The 19,263-nt window shown below is 74.2% G+C and carries 4 protein-coding genes; all 4 read left to right on the forward strand.

Annotated elements, in window-relative coordinates; genetic code table 11:
* The first annotated feature begins 10 nt into the window (after window positions 1-10).
* The 4 genes from WJM95_RS33485 (at window position 11) to WJM95_RS33500 (ending at window position 19,173) form a co-directional block, all read left to right on the forward strand.
* Window positions 11-5,725 (forward strand): SDR family NAD(P)-dependent oxidoreductase, encoded by a 5,715-nt coding sequence (locus WJM95_RS33485; protein WP_339134626.1) that lies wholly within the window; start codon window positions 11-13, stop codon window positions 5,723-5,725.
* A 12-nt stretch (window positions 5,726-5,737) separates the two neighbouring features.
* Complete coding sequence (locus WJM95_RS33490; RefSeq protein ID WP_339134628.1) at window positions 5,738-12,304, forward strand: SDR family NAD(P)-dependent oxidoreductase; 6,567 nt, start codon at window positions 5,738-5,740, stop codon at window positions 12,302-12,304.
* 9 nt (window positions 12,305-12,313) lie between these two features.
* Window positions 12,314-15,457, forward strand: coding sequence for an acyltransferase domain-containing protein (locus WJM95_RS33495; RefSeq protein WP_339134630.1), 3,144 nt, complete (start codon window positions 12,314-12,316; stop codon window positions 15,455-15,457).
* Between the two features lie 200 nt (window positions 15,458-15,657).
* Entirely contained in the window at window positions 15,658-19,173 is a 3,516-nt protein-coding gene (locus WJM95_RS33500) for an AMP-binding protein (RefSeq protein WP_339136010.1), read from the forward strand.
* The last annotated feature ends 90 nt before the right edge of the window (window positions 19,174-19,263 follow it).

The raw sequence follows: 19,263 nt of genomic DNA on the forward strand, positions 1-19,263 counted from the left end.
GAGGCCCCTGGTGGAGGAAGTCGACAAGCTCCGCTCCTACTTGCGACGTGCCGTCGGCGACGCGCAGGAACTGCGCGAGCGGGTGCGCGAGCTGGAGGAGTCCGCGCGCGAGCCCATCGCCGTCGTGGGGGTGGGGTGTCGCTTCCCGGGCGGGGTCACCTCCCCCGAAGACCTGTGGAACGTCGTGTCCGGCGAAGTGGACGCCATGGGCGACTTCCCCGCCGACCGCGGCTGGGACGTCGAGGCGCTCTACGACCCCGACCCCGCCGCGCACGGCAGGACCTACACCCGCACCGGCGGCTTCCTGCCCGAACTCCCGGACTTCGACGCGGAGTTCTTCGGCATCAGCCCCCGTGAGGCGCTGGCCATGGACCCGCAGCAGCGGCTGATGCTGGAGACGACCTGGGAGGCACTGGAACGGGCGGGCATCGACCCGTCCGCCCTGCGCGGCTCACCGACCGGCGTGTTCACCGGCCTGTACGGCGTCGACTACGGCCCCCGGGTCGGCGGCGGCGCGGCAGGCGAGGTGGAGGGATTCCAGCTCACCGGCACCTACCTCAGCGTCGCCTCGGGCCGCGTGGCCTACGTCCTGGGCCTTGAGGGCCCGGCCGTCTCCACCGACACCGCCTGCTCCGCCTCCCTGGTCGCCGTCCACCAGGCCGTACGGTCCCTGCGGTCGGGGGAGTGCACGCTGGCCCTGGCCGGCGGGGTGTCCGCGCTGCCGTCCCCGGGGATGTTCGTGGAACTGGCCCGCCAGCGGGGCCTGTCCGCCGACGGCCGGTGCAAGGCCTTCGCGGACGCGGCGGACGGCACCGGCTTCTCCGAGGGCGCCGGCGTCCTGGTCCTGGAACGGCTCTGCGACGCCCGCCGCAACAACCGCCGCATCTGGGGCGTGATCCGCGGCTCGGCCGTCAACCAGGACGGCGCCTCCAACGGCCTGACCGCGCCGAACACCCTGGCCCAGCAGCGGGTCATCCGGGCCGCCCTGGCCGACGCCGGGCTCTCGGCCGGCGAGGTGGACGCGGTCGAGGCCCACGGCACCGGCACCCGGCTCGGCGACCCCATGGAGGCCGAGGCCCTGCTCGCCACCTACGGCCAGGGCCGCGAGGACCGAGCCCCGTTGTGGCTGGGCTCGTTGAAGTCGAACATCGGGCACACCCAGGCCGCCGCCGGGGTCGGCGGCGTCATCAAGATGGTCATGGCGATGCGGCACGGCGTGCTGCCCCGGACCCTGCACGTGGACCGCCCCTCCACCCACGTCGACTGGTCGGCCGGAGCCGTGGAACTGCTGACCGAGGCCCGCGACTGGGCCACCGCCGACGGCCGGCCCCGCCGCGCGGGCGTGTCGTCCTTCGGCATCAGCGGCACCAACGCCCACCTCATCCTCGAACAGGCCCCGGCCACCACCACCGTAGAACCGGACCGGACCGCAGCACCGGGCCAGACCCCGGCCACCGTAGAACCGGACCAGGCCCCGGCCGCCGCAGCACCGGGCCAAACCCTGGCCGCCGCAGCCGTGGAGCCGGACCGGGCCCCGGCCCCGGACGCCGTGCGGCCCGCCACCGGCGCGGCCGTTCCCTGGGTGCTCTCGGCCCGCTCGGAGCAGGCCCTGCGCGAGCAGGCGGCGCGGCTGCGCGAGCACGTCGCCGCCGATGCCGGACTGACGGCGGCGGACGTGGGACACGCGCTGACGCGGACCCGCTCGCTCTTCGAACACCGCCAGGTCGTCATCGGCGCCGACCGCGACGAACTCCTCGCCCGCCTCGCCGCCGTCGCCGCGGGACAGGAACCCCCCTCCGGCGCGGTGTCCGGCGCCGCCGGACCGGTCGGCCGGACCGTCTTCGTCTTCCCCGGCCAGGGCGCCCAGTGGATCGCGATGGGCCGCGAACTCATGGACACCTCACCCGTCTTCGCCGCCGAACTGCGCGCCTGCGCCAAGGCGCTGGAACCGTGGGTGTCCTGGCCGCTGATCGACACCGTCTGCGGCGGACCCCGGTCCGCCGACCTGGAGGACATCGACGTCGTCCAGCCGGTGCTGTTCGCGGTGATGGTGGCGCTCGCCCAGGTCTGGCGCTCGCTGGGAGTGAGCCCCGACGTGGTCATCGGCCACTCCCAGGGCGAGATCGCCGCCGCCTACGTGGCCGGCGCCCTGACCCTCGACGACGCCGCCAGGATCGTCGCCCTGCGCTCCCGGCTGCTGGCCACGGTCACCGGACAGGGCAGCATGGCCGGCATCCTGCTGCCCGAGGAGCGCGTGCAGAAACTGCTCGCGGGCCAGGAGTCCCGCATCGGCGTCGCCGCCGTGAACGGACCCAGCTCCACGACCGTCTCGGGCGAGACCGCCGCGGTCGAGGAGCTCGTCGCGGCCTGCCAGGCCCAGGGCGCCCGCGCCCGGCTGATCAAGTCCAGCGTCCCCGGCCACTCACCGCTGATGGACCGCTTCGACGGCCGCCTCCAGCGGGAACTCGGCCCCATCACCCCCCGGCCCACCCCGGTGGAGATCTACTCCACCGTCACCGGCCACCTGATCGACCCCCTCGAACTGGACGCCGGCTACTGGTACCGCAACCTACGCCGCCCGGTGCAGTTCGCCACCGCCATGGGACGCCTGGTCGAGCGGGAACCCGACAGCACCGTCGTCGAACTCAGCCCGCACCCCCTGCTCGTCATGACCGTCCAGGAGATGTTCGACACCACCCCCGGCGCCACCGGACACGTGGTGGGGTCACTGCGCCGCGGCGAGGGCGGCCTCGACCGGCTCTACCGGTCGGCGGCCGAGGCCTTCGTCGCCGGCACCGCCGTCTCCTGGGACGCGGCCTTCCCCGGCACCCGCGGACCGGGGGCCGAACTGCCCACGTACGCCTTCCAGCGCCGCCGCTACTGGCTGAACACCCCCGCCGAGACCACCGCCGCGAGCACCTCCGACCACCCGCTGCTCGACACCGTCATCGACCTGCCCCACCATGACGGCGACGGCGACGGCGACGGTGACGGTGGTCGCGGGGGAGTGGTGGGCGGCGGACGCCTGTCGCTGGAACGCCACCCCTGGCTCGCCGACCACGTCGTCCACGGTGCCGTCCTGGTGCCCTGGGCGGCCCTGGCCGAACTCGCGGCCTGGGCGGCCCACCGCACCGGCCACGACACCGTCGGCGAACTCACCCTGGAGACCCCGCTGGTGCTCTCCCGCACCGCCGAACGCGAGATCCGCGTCACGGCCGACGGCAACGGCGTGATCGGCATCCACTCGCGCGCCGACGGCGACAGCCGCTGGACCCGCAACGCCACCGGGACCATCACGCCCGGCACCGCACCGGCCCCCGACGCCCTCACCGCATGGCCGCCCCCGGGCGCCACCCCGGTGCCCCTCGACGACCAGCACACCGCCCTCTCGGCCCTCGGCCTCACCCTCGGCCCCCTGCTGCGCGGCACCCGGACGGTCTGGCGCAAGGGCGACACCCTGTTCGCCGAGGTCGAAGCCCCCGCGGCCGACACCACCGAGCACAGCCGCTTCCGTATCCACCCGGCCCTGCTGGCCACGGCCCTGCTCCCGGCCGCCCTGGCACAGCCCCCCGGCGCCCCCCGGCCCCAGGCCCTGCTGCCCTTCCACTGCACGGGACTGCGCCTGGGCTCCGCCCGGACGGCCGGCCTGCGCGTGCGGCTCGCCCCCGCGGGGGAGAACACCCTGTCCGTCACCCTCGCGGACGCCGGCGGGACACCGCTCGGCGCCATCGCCTCACTGAGTCTGCGACCCGCGGACACCGACCGGCTCACCGCGCTGGCCTTCGACCACCAGGACGCCCTGTTCCGGGTGGACTGGGCCCCCGTCACCGTGCCCCCCGGGCAGCCGGACGGCCACGACAGCGTGCCGGAAGCAGAGGACGGACCGGCCTTCACCGACCTCACCGGCCGCACCGGGTTCAGCAGCCTCACCGAACTCGCCGCGTCCGACACCGAGACACCCCCCGTCGTCGTCGCCCGCCTCGACACCGCCGGTGCCGGCCGCACCGACGCGCCCGCCGCCACCGAACAGCGCCTGCACCAGGTACTGCGCCGGACCCAGGACTGGCTCGCCGACGACCGGTTCGCCGCCTCCCGCCTGGTCCTGGTGACCCGCGACGCCTTCCACGACGACCAGGTCGCCCACGCCGACCCCGCCGCGGCCGCGATCTGGGGCTTCGTGCGCACCGCGCAGTCCGAGAACCCGCAGCGCTTCACCCTGATCGACACCGACGGCCGGCCCGAGTCCCTGGCCCTGCTCCCGGCGGCCGCCGCCACCGGCGAGGCCCAGCTCAAGATCCGGGCCGGCCACGTCAGCACCCCCCAACTGGCCCACGCCACCCCCGCCCCGCCCCGCGAGAGGGCACCACGGGAGGCCCCGCTCGGCTCCGGCACGGTGCTCATCACCGGCGGCACCAGCGGCCTCGGCGCGATCCTGGCCCGCCACCTCGCCGAACACCACGGCGTCCGCAGGCTGCTGCTGACCAGCAGACGCGGACCGGCCGCCCCCGCCGCGGCCGCGCTGCGCGCGGAGCTGACCGCGGCCGGCGCCCACGCCGACATCGTGGCCTGCGACGTCACCAGCCGCGACGCCGTCGCCGGACTGCTCGCCCACATCCCCGGCGAGCACCCGCTGACCGCGGTGGTCCACTGCGCCGGCGTCCTGGACGACGGCGTCGTCCAGGCCCTGACCGAGGACCGCCTCGACGCCGTCCTCGCACCGAAGGTCCGCGGCGCCTGGCACCTGCACGAACTGACCCGCCACCTCCCGCTCTCCGCGTTCGTGCTGTTCTCCTCCGTCTCCAGCGTCCTGGGCACCCCCGGACAGGCCAACTACGCCGCCGCCAACGCCTTCCTCAACGGCCTCGCCGAGGCCCGCCACGGCCAGGGGCTCACGGCCTCCGCACTGTGCTGGGGCTTTTGGGCCGAACGCAGCGACATGAGCGCCGGCCTCGGCGAAGCCGACGTCGAACGCATGCGCCGCCAGGGCGTGCGGCCCCTGTCCTCGCAGGAAGGACTCGCCCTCTTCGACGCGGCCGTCACCACCGGCGAGCCGGTCCTCGTCCCGGCCCTGCTCGACCCGACCGCCACCGCCACCGCCCGGGCCGGGCAGACGGTCTCCCCGCTGCTGCGCACCCTCGCCCGGACCGCCCCCGGACCCGAGGACCCCGCAGGCCCCGGGATCGCCGACGTGCCGCTGGAACAGCGGCTGCGCTCCCTGCCCGCCGACGAGGCACACACCGTGCTGCTGGACGCCGTACGGACCCAGACCGCACGCGTCCTCGCCCACGCCGACACCGGCCGGGTCGGCCCCACGGCGACCTTCAAGACACTGGGCATCGACTCGCTCACCGCCCTGGAACTGCGCAACAAACTGGCGGCGGCCACCGGCCTGAAACTGCCCGCCACCCTCGTCTTCGACCACCCGACCCCCACCGCCGTCGCCCGGTTCCTGGGCACGCGCATCACCCCGGACCCCGCCGCCGCACAGCCGTCACCCGCCGATCACCTGGTCAAGGAGATCGAGGAACTCGGCGCCCGGATCGAGGACACGCTGCGCACGCTCGCGGAGCGGGACCGGACCACCATTTCCACGCTGCTCGGCACCTTGCAGGGCCGAGTCCGCCCGACGGCGGGCGACGACGACTCGCCCGCCGCCATCGTCGGCCAGATCGGCGCGGCCTCGGCGGGAGAGCTTCTCGCGCTGCTCGACAAAGAGCTCGGCTAGGGGAAAAAAGCGATGACAAACGACAACAACGACGAGGTGCTCGACTACCTCAAGCGCACCTCGATCGAACTGATCGAGACCCGCAGACGCCTTCAGGAACTGACCGACGCCGCCGGCGAACCCATCGCCATCGTGGGCGCCGCCTGCCGCTACCCGGGCGGAGTCACCTCACCCGAGGACCTGTGGGAACTCGTACGCCAGGGCGCGGACGTCGTCGGCGACTTCCCCGGCGACCGCAACTGGAACCTCGACACCTTCTACGACCCCGACCCCGACCACCCCGGCACCTGCTACACCCGCAAGGGCGGATTCCTCTACGACGCCGGTGACTTCGACGCCGAATTCTTCGGGATCAACCCGCGCGAGGCCCTGTCCGCCGACCCGCAGCAGCGCCTCCTGCTGGAAACCTCCTGGGAGTGCGTGGAACGGGCCGGCATCGACCCCGAGTCCCTGCGCGGCAGCGACACCGGAGTGTTCGCCGGACTCGCCTACTTCGGCTACGGCAACCACTTCACCACCCCCGAGGCCATCGCGGGCTACGCGCAGACCGGCTCCCTGCTGAGCGTGGCCTCCGGGCGCATCGCGTACGCACTGGGCTTGGAGGGACCGGCCCTGTCCACCGACACCGCCTGCTCGTCCTCGCTGGTCGCGGTGCACCAGGCGGTGCAGTCGCTGCGGCAGGGCGAGTGCACGCTGGCCCTGGCCGGCGGTGTCACCGTCGTCGGGATGCCCCAGGTGTTCCGGGAGATGTCCAAGCAGCGCGGCCTGTCCGTCGACGGCCGGTGCAAGGCGTTCGCGGACGCCGCGGACGGCACCGGCTTCGCCGAGGGCGTCGGCATGCTCGTCCTGGAACGGCTCTCCGATGCCCGCCGCAACAACCGCCGCATCTGGGGCGTGATCCGCGGCTCGGCCGTCAACCAGGACGGCGCCTCCAACGGACTGACCGCGCCCAGCGGCCCCGCGCAGCAGCGTGTGATCCGCGCCGCCCTGGCCAACGCCCGCCTGAGCGCCGGCGACGTCGACGCGGTCGAGGCCCACGGCACCGGCACCACCCTCGGCGACCCCATCGAAGCCGGCGCCCTGCTCGCCACCTACGGCCAGGACCGCGACACCCAGGACCCCTTGTGGCTGGGCTCGTTGAAGTCGAACATCGGGCACACCCAGGCCGCCGCCGGGGTCGGCGGCGTCATCAAGATGCTCATGGCGATGCGGCACGGCGTGCTGCCCCAGACCCTGCACGTGGACCGCCCCTCCACTCACATCGACTGGTCGGCCGGAGCCGTGGAACTGCTGACCGAGGCCCGCGACTGGACCACCGCCGACGGCCGGCCCCGCCGCGCGGGCGTCTCCGCGTTCGGGGTCAGCGGCACCAACGCCCACGTGATCCTGGAACAGGCACCCCCCGAGGACGACGAGGACGACGAGGACCACCCGCCCCACTGCCAGGGCACCCCGGTGCCCTGGGTGCTGTCGGCCCGCTCACGGCAGGCCCTGCGCGCCCAGGCACGCAGCCTGCACGAGGCCGTCGCCGCCCAGAGGGACCCCGACCTCCTGGCCACCGGCTGGTCACTGCTCTCCGGCCGCACCCGCTTCGAGCACCGCGCCGTGGTCCTCGGCCACGACCGCGACGAACTGCTCGACGCGCTCCAGGCACTGAGCCAGGACAAGGACAGCGCCGCCGTCGTACGCGGCACGGCCGGCGAAACCGGCGACCTGGTCTACCTGTTCCCCGGCCAGGGCTCCCCCTGGGCGGGCGCGGCACTCCGGCTGTACGACACCTACCCCGTCTTCGCGCGGAGCCTCGACGAGATCTGCGCCCGCTTCGACACCCACCTGCCCCACCCCCTCAAGCCCCTCCTGCTCGCCGACGAACCCGCCGGCACCGACCGCACCGACATCGCCCAGCCCGCCCTGTTCACCCTCCAGGTCAGCCTCTACCGGCTCCTCACCCAGTACGCCCCAAGACCCGCCCGGCTCATCGGCCACTCCGTCGGCGAGATCGCCGCCGCCCATGTCTCCGGCGTCCTGGACCTGGACACCGCGACCCGCCTGGTCGCCGCCCGCGGACGCCTCATGCAGACGGTCACCGAACCCGGCGCCATGCTCGCCGTCCGCACCTCGCACCAGCACATCACCACCCTCCTCGACGGCTACGACCGGATCGCCGTCGCCGCCGTCAACGGCCCCGAGTCCGTGGTCGTCTCCGGCCTGCGCGACCAGATCCACGCCCTGCGCGACCGGCTCACCGCCGACCGGATCTCGGCCAAGCTCCTCCCGGTCGGCCACGCCTTCCACTCCCCGCTGATGGACCCGATCCTCGACGCGTTCGCGGCGGAGCTCGGCGACCTGCCCGACGGCGAGATGACCATTCCCCTCGTCTCCACCCGCCTGGGCCGCCCGGCCACGCTCCAGGAGCTGACCTCCGCCCGCTACTGGGTCGACCACGTCCGCGACCCCGTGCGCTACTGGGACGCGGTGGACAGCGCCCGCGCCACCGGCGCGGGCGTCTTCGTGGAGGTGGGGCCCGGCGCGACCCTCACGGGCATCACCAGGGAAGCCCTCGCCGGCGAGGGCTTCCACGACACCCTGGTCGTCCCGGCGTCACGGCGCGACCGCCCCGCCCCGCAGGCACTGCTCGGCGCACTGGCCCACCTGCACGTGCACGGCATCCCGGTGGACCTCGCCGCCCTGACCGGCCCGCGCCGCACCGTGGACCTGCCCACGTACGCCTTCCAACGGCAGCGCTACTGGCTGGACTTCCTCGCCGGAACCGGCATCGCAGACGTCACCTCCGCGGGCCTCACCGCCCCCGCGCACCCGCTGCTCGGCGCCGTGGCGGACCACCCCGGCACCGGCGAGCTGGTCCTCACCGGCCTGTGGTCCCAGCGCACCCACGGCTGGCTGGCCGACCACAGCGTGTTCGACACCGTCGTCGTCCCCGCGACCGCCTGCCTGGACCTGGCCCTGGCGGCCGGCGCCCACGCCGGATGCGGCACCGTCGAGGAACTCACCCTGGCCGTCCCCCTGATCCTGCCCGACACCGGCGACCTGCGGATACGCCTCGTCGTCGGCGCGGCCGACGACAGCGGACGCCGCTCGCTCGGCCTGTACGCACAGCCGGGCGAGGACACCACCGGCCAGGGCGGCTGGATCCGCCACGCGAGCGGGACCCTGGCCCCCGCCACCCCACCGGCGGCCACCCCCGCCACCGGCCCCGGCCCGCTCGCCGTATGGCCGCCCGCCGGGGCACAGCGGCTCGACATCAGCGGCCTCTACGACCGGTTCGCGGACGCCGGATTCGACTACGGCCCGCTCTTCCGCGGACTGCGGGAGGTCTGGCGGCACGGCGAGGACCTCTTCGCCCTGGCCACCCTCCCCGACACCACCGACCCCACCGCCGGCGGCGCCTTCACCCTCCACCCGGCCCTGCTCGACACCGTCCTGCACGCGTCCGTGGCCGGCGGCATCATCGAGGTCACCGGCGAACAGGGCCGCATGCCCTTCGCCTGGTCCGGCGTGCACCTGACCGGAACGTGCACCCCCACCGTCCGGGTCCGCCTCTCCCCGGCGGGCCAGGACGCCCTCTGTCTGGAGATCGCCGACGAACACGGCCGCCCGGTCGCCACCGCCGGCACGCTCGCCTTCCGCCCCGCCAGCGCCGCACAGGTCCGCACCGCCCCCGGCGGACCACGGCAGCCGCTGTACGAACTGCGCTGGCGCCCCGCCGAGGAGAACCCGCAGGAGACCCTCCCGGGGCAGTGGGCCGTCCTGGGCACCCCGGACGGCCTGGCCGCCCGGATCACCGCCGCGAACGGCGGACGGGCGATCCGCCACGGCTCGCTGGACGAGGTCCTCGCGGGGCAGCCACCGCGCCACATCGTCCTGGCCCTGGACGACTTCCTCACCCCCGGCCCCGACCTCCTCACCACCGTCGCCGACGCCGACAAACGGGCCCTGGAACAGGTCCAGCGCTTCCTCGCCGAGGACACCCTGGCCGCCTCCACGCTGGTGGTCCTCACCCGCCTGGCCGTCGACACCGGCACCGGCGAGCACCTCGAGAGCCTGCCCGGCGCCTCCGTCTGGGGCCTGATCCGCTCCGCCGCCACCGAACACCCCGGCCGATTCAGGCTGCTGGACCTCGACGGCACCGACACCTCGCTCACCCGCCTGCCCGCCGCACTCGCCTGCGAGGAGAACCAACTCGCCCTGCGCGAGGGCACGTTGCTCATCCCGCGGCTGGCCGAGGCCCGCCCCGCGGAGCACCGTCTGCAACCGGCGCCGGCCGGCGCCCACCGCCTGGGCATCCAGGCCAGGGGCACGCTGGAGAACCTCACCTGGATCCCCTGCCCCGAGGTCCAGGCACCCCTGACGTCGGGTCAGGTCCGTATCGCCGTACAGGCCGCCGGACTCAACTTCCGTGACGTCACCATCGCGCTGGGCCTGGTGGAGCGCACCGCCATCGACGCCGGACTCGGCAGCGAAGGCTCCGGCACCGTCCTCGAAGTCGCCGACGACGTCACCGCGTTCGCCCCCGGCGACCGCGTGACCGGCATCTTCAGCGGCGCCTTCGGCCGCACCGCCGTCGCCGACCACCGCATGCTCGTCCCCGTCCCCGACGGCTGGACCCACGCCCAGGCCGCCTCCGTGCCCTGCGCCTTCCTCACCGCCTACCACGGCCTCGTCCGCACAGCCGGCCTCGAAAAGGGCCAGCGCGTCCTCATCCACGCCGCCGCGGGCGGCGTCGGCATGGCCGCCGTCCAACTCGCCCGCCACATGGGCGCCGAGATCTACGCCACCGCCAGCCCCGCCAAATGGCCCGCCCTCAAGGCCCTGGGACTGGACGAGTCCCACCTGGCGTCCTCCCGCGACCTGCACTTCGCCGAGAAATTCCTGGCCACCTCCGGCGGCCGCGGCGTCGACGTCGTCCTCAACTCCCTCGCCCACACCTTCGTCGACGCCTCACTGACCCTGCTCCCCGGCGGCGGACACTTCGTCGAGATGGGCAAGACCGACATCCGCGACCCCGCCCGGATCGCGGCCGCCCACCCCGGAGTCCACTACCGGCCCTTCGACCTCTACGAGACCGGCCCCGACGCGATCCAGGACATGTTCCGCGCCGTCATGGACCTGTTCACCGAAGGACACGTGCGGCTCACCCCGCTGTCCCTGCGCGACATTGATGACGCCCGCGCCGTCTTCCGCGAGATGAGCCAGGGCCGCCACACCGGCAAACTCGTCCTCGACATCGGCGACGGCCTCGGCGGCGGCACCGTCCTGGTCACCGGCGGCACCGGGGGAGTGGGCTCCCTCGTCGCCCGCCACCTCGTCACCCGGCACGGCGTACGCAGCCTCCTCCTGGCCAGCCGCAGCGGCCCCGCCGCCGACGGCGTCGCCGACCTGGTCGCCGAACTCGAAGACGCCGGAGCGCACGTCCAGGTCGCCGCCGTCGACATCGGGAACCGGGCCGCGGTGGCGGACCTGCTCACGACCCTGCCCGGCCGCCACCCGCTGACCGCCGTCGTGCACGCCGCCGGCGCCCTCGCCGACGGCACCGTCGAGTCCCTGACCGCCCACAGCGTCGACCACGTCCTCGCCGCCAAGGCCGGCGGCGCGATCAACCTCCACGAACTCACCCGGGGCCACCACCTGTCGGCGTTCCTCCAGTTCTCCGCCCTCGCCGGCACCCTCGGCACCGCGGGACAGGCCAACTACGCCGCCGCCAACGCCTTCCTGGACGGCCTCGCAGCCCACCGCAGGGCCCGCGGCCTGCCCGGCACCTCCCTGGCCTGGGGCTGGTGGGAACAGAGCAGCGGCATGACCGGCGAACTCGACGCCGCCGACCTCTCCCGGCTGCGCCGCACCGGCATCGCCGCCATGCCGACCCCCGACGCCCTGACCCTCTTCGACACGGCCCGCACCAACGGGGCGGCGGCCCTCGTCCCGGCCCACCTGGACCTCACCGCCCTGCGCGAGCACGACAGCGCCCAGGTGCCGCCACTGCTGCGCGACCTCGCCGAAACCGGCCGCCCCCGCCGCACCAGGGCCGCCACCGCCCAGGAGACCGGCCCGGCCGCACTGCCCGCCCGCCTGAACGGCCTGCCCGCCGACCAGGCACGGGCCACCGTCCTGGAATGGGTCCGCGACCAGGTCGCCGTCGTCTTCGGCCACACCTCCGGCGCGAAGGTCGACGCCGACGAGGCCTTCACCCGTCTTGGATCCGACTCCCTGATCGCCGTCGAACTCTGCAACCGCCTGAACGCCTCCACCGGTCTTCGACTGCCGTCCACCATCGTCTTCAGTTACCCGACACCACGCGAACTGAGCGACCACATCAGCGACTTGCTGCGCCCCGAAGCCGCCGGCGAACCGGACCGGACGGACGAGGACGCGGCGATCCGCGAACTGCTGCGGACCGTCCCCATCGACCACCTGCGCAGCGCGGGCGTCCTCGAACTGGTCCTGGCCTGCGCCGCCACGCCGCACACCCCCGCCCCGGCGGCCGACGAGACGGCCGGCGCGGAGGAACTGTCGGACCTGGATCTCGAAGCACTGGTCGACCTGGCCCTGGAAGAGAAGTAGGTGGATGGCATGACCGACTCCGCGGAACGCACGGCGGACGGCGCGGACCGGGTCCAGCGGGCGCTGCGCACACTCCTGGAGGAACGCGACCGCCTCCGGCAGGAGAACGACGCCCTCAAGGCCGGCCGCGGCGAGCCGATCGCCGTGGTGGCCATGGCCTGCCGCTACCCGGGAGGCGTGACGACCCCCGAGGAACTGTGGGACGTGGTCCGCGAGGGCCGCGACGTCATCGCCGGCTTCCCCGAGGACCGCGGATGGCGCGACGTCTACGACCCCGACCCCGACGCCACCGGCCACGCCTACACCCGCCAGGGCGGCTTCCTGGCCGACGTCGCCGGCTGGGACGCCGACTTCTTCGGCACCAGCCCCCGCGAGGCCCTGGCCGTCGACCCGCACCACCGCCTGCTCCTGGAGACCTCCTGGGAGGCATTCGAACGCGCCGGGATCGTCCCCGCCGAGGTCCGCGGCGCCGAGGTCGGCGTCTTCTCCGGGGTCAGCTCCTCCGAGTACGGCTGGCGCTTCCTGGAAGGCGGCCAGAAGGACCTGGAGGGCTACCTGCTCTACGGCAGCGCCCTGAGCGTCGCCTCCGGCCGCGTCGCCTACGAACTGGGCCTGACCGGACCCGCCGTGTCGGTGGACACCGCCTGCTCCTCGTCCCTGGTCGCCCTCCACCTCGCGGTGCAGTCCCTGCGCTCGGGGGAGTGCTCCCTGGCCCTGGCCGGCGGGGCACTGGTGATGGCCACGCCCGCGATGTTCGTGGAGTTCTCCCGGCAGGCCGCCCTCTCGCCCGACGGCCGCTGCAAGGCCTTCGCCGACGGCGCCGACGGCACCGGCTGGGCCGAGGGCGTGGGCGTGCTCCTCCTGGAGCGCCTCTCCGACGCCCGGCGCAACAACCACCCGGTGCTCGCCGTCGTCCGCGGCACCGCGGTCAACCAGGACGGTGCCAGCAACGGGCTCACCGCCCCCAACGGCCGCGCCCAGGAGAAGGTGATCCGCAAGGCCCTGGCCAACGCGGGCGTCACCCCCGCCGAGGTGGACCTGGTCGAGGCCCACGGCACCGGCACCGTCCTGGGCGACCCCATCGAGGCCGGCGCACTGCTGGCCACCTACGGCCAAAACCGGGACCAGGACAGGCCGCTGTGGCTGGGATCCCTCAAGTCGAACCTCGGACACGCCCAGGCCGCCGCCGGCGTCGGCGGGGTCATCAAGACCGTGATGGCCATGCGCCACGGCCACCTGCCCAAGACCCTGCACGTCGGCGAGCCCTCGCACCACGTCGACTGGACCGCGGGCGCGGTCCAGGTCCTGGCCGAGGGCCGCCCCTGGCCCCGTACCGGCGGCCCCCGGCGGGCCGGGGTGTCCTCGTTCGGCGTCAGCGGCACCAACGCGCACGTCGTCCTGGAGGAGGCCCCGCAGGAGGGGACACAGGAACAGGCGGGGCAGCGGGCGGACGGGCACATCCCGGAGGCGGGTGTCGTCGGCGGCCTGGTGCCGTGGACGGTGTCGGGCAGGACCGCCAAGGCCCTGCGCCAACAGGCGGCCGAACTCCGCGACTTCGCCGCCGCCGACACCGGCCTGGACCTCGCCGCGGCCGGCTGGTCGCTGCTGTCGCACCGCTCACGCTTCGAGCACCGCGCGGTGGTCCTCGGCCGCACCAAGAACGAACTCCTGGACGCGCTCACGGCGTTGAGCGAGGGCACGGAATCCGCCGCGGTGGTCGACGGCACCGCGGGCGACCTCGGCGGCGTCGCCTTCATGTTCCCCGGACAGGGCTCCCAGTGGGTCGGCATGGGCCGCGAACTGTACGCGGCCTTCCCCGCCTTCGCGCGGAGCATCGACGCGTGCGCGGCCGCCCTGTCCGAATGGACCGACTGGTCGCTGCTCGACGTGATCCGCGGAGCCGACGGCGCACCGGCCCTGGACCGGGTCGACGTGGTCCAGCCCGCCCTGTTCTCGGTGATGGTGTCCATGGCCGCCCTGTGGCGGTCCTGGGGCGTGAAACCGTCCGCGGTGATCGGCCACAGCCAGGGCGAGATCGCCGCCGCCCACGTGTGCGGCGCCCTGTCCCTGCGCGACGCCACCAAGATCGTGGCACTGCGCAGCAAGGCCCTGGTGGAACTGATCGGACACGGCGGGATGGCGTTCGTCGCCGAGTCCGAAGCGGTGGTGCAGCGGCACCTGGAGCCGTGGAGCGAACGGATCAGCGTCGCCGTCGTCAACGGACCCCGCTCGGTGGTCGTGTCCGGGGAACCGGACGCGCTCGACGAATTCATCGAGAAGATGAAGGCCGACGGCGCCCAGGCCCAGCGCATCAAAGTCGACTACGCCTCGCATTCCCATCAAGTGACCCGCGTACGGGACACGGTGATCGACGCGCTGTCCGACGTGAAACCGAAATCCTCGGAACTTCCTTTCTATTCGACCCTGTACGGCGAAATCATCGACACCGCGCGGCTGGACGCCGACTATTGGTACGAGAACCTGCGCGAGAAGGTCCGCTTCGAATCCTCCGTACGGCAGCTGGCCGGAGACGGGTTCCGGGTGTTCGTCGAGATGAGCCCGCACCCCGTGCTGACCGTCCCCGTGCAGGAGATGACCGAGGACCTGGACGACGCGCTGGTGCTGTCCTCGTCGCGGCGCGGCCGGGGCGAGGTGGAGGCCGTCCTCTCCTCGCTGGCCGCCCTCCACGTCCGGGGCGGGAGCGTCGACTGGGACGCCCTGTTCACCACGCGCCGGCGCGTCGACCTGCCGACCTACGCCTTCCAGCGGCAGCGCTACTGGCTCAGCTCGGCGCCCACCGCGGCCGTGGCGGCCGACACCTCGGTGCAGGAGCCGCCGGTCGCCGACGACCAGGCCGTTCCGCTGCCGCAGCGGATCGTGGCACTCGTCCCCGACGAAGCGCAGGCCCTCGTCCTGGACCACGTCCTGGAACGGGTCGCCGTCGTGCTGGGACACCCCTCCGGCCAGTCCATCGACCCCGACGGCGAGTTCACGAAGATCGGCTTCGACTCGATGCTGTCGGCCGACCTGAGCAAACGCCTGACCGCCTCGACCGGCCTGAAGCTGCGGCCGAACGTGGTGCTGCGCCACCCCTCCCCGCGGCTCATCGCCCGGCACATCGTGTCCTCGCTGGCCAAGCCCGCAACACGCTGAACGGCCCGGCGACCCGGCCGGCTCCGCCCTTTCGAAAATGTCCCGCCGGCGGGACACCGCAAGCCAGAAAGCGGCTTGTCCCGCCCCGGTACCAAGTTGTCTTGACCTGCTGATTCACCTTCCGTGAAGGTGAGGTGATCCGCGAATTCCTCCGATTCCCGGACCTGTTCCCGGACCTGTTCTCCAAGGGGTTGATCCGTGTGCGTGCATTCGCTGCTTCGTCCGCGCATAAAGGACTGTGGCTGGCGGAGGAAATGTCTGCCGACACACTGAACCATGCGCTGACCATGTGGGACGTGGACGGTGAACTCGACGCGGCCGTCATGGAATCCGCGTTCCTGCACGTGCTGGACGAGGCCGAGGTCCTGCGCGTCACCTTCGCCGACGACGGCGAGGGACTGCGCCTGACACCGCGCGAGCTGGGGGACTGGCGGCCCTTCCACCTCGACCTGTCCGCCGCCGCCGACCCCGAGCAGGCCGCGCGCGAGGCGCTGGCCGACCTGATCCGCAAGCCCTTCGACCTCGGACACGACCTGCTGTTCCGGATGGGCGTCGTCACCCTCGCACCGGCCCGCTCCCTGGTGGTGATCGCCTACCACCACCTCGTCTCGGACGGCTTCGGCACCGGCGGCCTGCTCTCCAGGCGCCTCGCCGAGGTCTACACGGCGCTGGCGCGGGGCGAGGAGGCCCCCGCCCCGCCGCACCCGTGGGACGCCGAGTCGTTCACCGCCGAGGCCGCCGACTACCTCGCCTCCCCGCGGTTCACCGAGGACACCGGCTTCTGGCGCGACTACCTCGCCGACGCCCCCGCCCCCGCACAGCTCCCGCGCGTCGCACTCGCCGACACCGAGCGCGCCGCACTCGCCGAACCGATGAGCAGCGCCGACCGCTGGGGCGAACTGACCGAGCCCATCGGCATGGTCAGCCGCACCCTGACCGTCCCGCGCGCCGAGGCCGACGCCTGGACCGAGGCCGCCAAGGCCATGGGCGTGTGGACGTCCACGATGCTGACCGCCGCCGCGGCCCTGTACGTCCGCCACCGCTGCGACCGCCCCGAGTTCCTGCTCTCCCTGGCCGTCGGCAACCGGGCCGGCGTCGCGAGCAGGACACCCGGCCTCGCGGTGAACGTCGTCCCCGTGCGGGTGAAGGTCCCGCTGGACGCCACCTTCACCGACCTGGCCGACGCCGTCGTCGACGAGACGTACGAGATCTCCGGCCACACCGCCTGCCACTACTCCGACATCCAGCGCGCGAGCGGAACCGCCCTGAGCGACCGCGGCAGCTTCGGCGCCGTCATGAACGTCGTCGAGTTCGTCGAGCAGCTGCGCTTCGGCGACCTGCCGGCCCGCTACCTCGGCGGAACCACCGGCTCCTTCGACGAACTGTCCATCGGCGTCTACACCGACGGCAGCGCAGACAGCGACCTCTACATCCGCCTCGACGCCCCCGCACGCCTCTACGACCGTGCCGAACTGCGGTTCATCGGTGAGGAGTTGACCGCCCACATCCGGGCCGTGGCGGCCGACGGCGACCTGCGGGCCGGCGCAGTGGACGCGCTCACCGGCGCCGGCCGGGAGCGGGTGCTGACGGCACCGGACGACACCGGCACCCCGCTGCCCCTCCTGACGGTCCCTCAACTCTTCTCCCAGCGCGTCCAGTCGGCCCCCGACGCCGTCGCCCTGGAGTCCGGAGGCGGCACCCTCACCTACCGGGAACTGGACGAGCGCTCGAACCGGCTGGCCGAGGTCCTGCGCGGCCACGGCGTCGGCCCCGACACGGTCGTGGCGGTGGCACTGGAACGGTCGGTGGACCTGGCCGTCGCCCTGCTGGGCGTGGTGAAGGCGGGCGGCGCCTACCTGCCCCTCGACCCGGCGCTGCCCACGGCCCACGCCAAGCTCGTGACCGGCGACGCCGCCGCGCACACCCTGCTCACCGACGCGACGACCGCCCAGACACTCTCCGCCGGCCTCGGCATCCCGGCACTCGTCCTGGCCGACCTCACCGCCCCGACGGCCATTGCGACGGCCGCCAGCGAGACGGCCGCCACCGGGACCGCTGCCACTGCCGCCGCGGCCACCGGCGACCTCAGCGCCCCGACGGCCACCGGGACGGCCGCCACTGGAACCGCTGCCACTGCCGCCGGGACCACCGGCGACCTCACCGCCCCGACGGCCACCGGGACGGCCGCCACCGGGACCGCTGCCACTGCCGCCGCGGCCACCGGCGACCTCAGCGCCCCGACGGCCACCGAGACCGCCGCCGTCATCGATGGCACCGGGACCGCGACCGTCGCCGGGACAGCTGCCGCCGCGGCCAGCGGCGATGCGGCCCCGGCCGCCCCGCTCCCGCACCCCGACACCCTCCTCGCCGTGACGCCCGCGTCACCGGCGGCCGGCGCCCCCGCCGCCGTCGGCATCACGCACCGCAACCTGGCCCGGCTCGCCCTGGACCGCACCTGGCGGGACGCCACCGGCGGCAGCGTGCTGTGGCACACCCCGCCCACCTCCGACACCCTCGCCCTCGAACTGTGGGCGCCCCTGCTCAACGGCGGCCGCGTGGTCGTCGCCCCGCCCGGCGAACTCGACGCCGACGCACTGACCCGGGCGCGTACCGCACACGACCTCACCGCCGTGTGGCTGCCCGCCGCGCTGTTCGCCGCGATCGCCGCCGGGCGCCCCGCCGCCCTGGCCGGACTGCGCGAGGTGTTCACCGGAGGGGACCGTGTGCCCGCGGCCGCGCTGCGCCGTGTCCGCGAGGCCTGCCCCGAGCTGACGGTCGTGACCGGCCACGGCCCCGCGGAAGCCGGCCTGTTCGCCGCGGCCGGCCGCCTGGGCGCCCACGAGCCGCAGCACCGCGCGGGCACCCTCGGCCGCCCGGCGGACAACACCCGCCTCTACGTCCTGGGTCCGGGCCTGGCTCCCGTCCCCGCCGGCGTCACCGGCGAGCTGTACGTGGCCGGGCCCGGTGTGGCCCGCGGATACCTCGGCCGCCCCGCACGCACCGCGGAACGCTTCCTGCCCTGCCCCTTCGGCCCGCCCGGCGCACTCATGCACCGCACCGGCGACCGGGTGCGCCGGGGCGCCGACGGACTCATCGAGCACGTGGCCGACGCCGGCACCCAGGCCGACGTACGCGGTGTCCGCGTCGATCCGGCCGAGGCCGAGGAGGTGCTGTCCGGGCATCCCGCCCTCGCCCACGCGGTCGTCGCCGCCAGGCCGGACGACACCGGGCAGCCACGCCTGGTGGCCTACGTCGTCCCGGCCGACGGCCGCAGCGTGTCCGGCGACGAACTGCGCGCCTTCGCCGCGAAGCGGCTCCCGGAGTCCGCGGTCCCGGCCCTGTTCACCGTGCTGGAGCGGCTGCCGGTGACGGCGGCCGGCCGGGTCGACCGGGCCGCCCTGCCCGAGCCCGTCACCGAGCCGGACACCTACCGCGCACCGCGCAACGACACCGAACGGATCCTCGCCGAGGCGTTCGCCGAGGTCCTCGAAGTGGACCGGGTCGGCATCGACGAGGACTTCTTCGACCTCGGCGGCAACTCGCTGCGCGCGATCCGCCTGGTCGGCCTGATCCGCGCGGAGCTGAAGCAGGAGGTGTCCATCCGCCGCCTGTTCGCGGCGCGGACCGTCACCGGCCTGTCGGACATGTGGAAGGACCTCGGCCGGTCCAGCAGGCCGAGCCTGCGCAGGCGCACGAAGGAGGGCGCGGTCCTGTGACGCCGGGGCCCCGGATGCCGGGGTCCTCGACGCCAGGGGCCTTCGACGCCGGGCACGGCCCGGCCCGGTCAGCACGGTTCGGCACGGCGG

Origin of the sequence: Streptomyces sp. f51, assembly GCF_037940415.1 — a bacterium.
In the GTDB taxonomy this organism is placed as follows: Bacteria; Actinomycetota; Actinomycetes; order Streptomycetales; family Streptomycetaceae; genus Streptomyces.

Excerpts from the sequence above, each read along its gene's own strand:
- WJM95_RS33490 (WP_339134628.1), top strand. The coding sequence starts at position 5,738 with ATGACAAACGACAACAACGACGAGGTGCTCGACTACCTCAAGCGCACC.
- WJM95_RS33495 (WP_339134630.1), top strand. The coding sequence starts at position 12,314 with ATGACCGACTCCGCGGAACGCACGGCGGACGGCGCGGACCGGGTCCAG.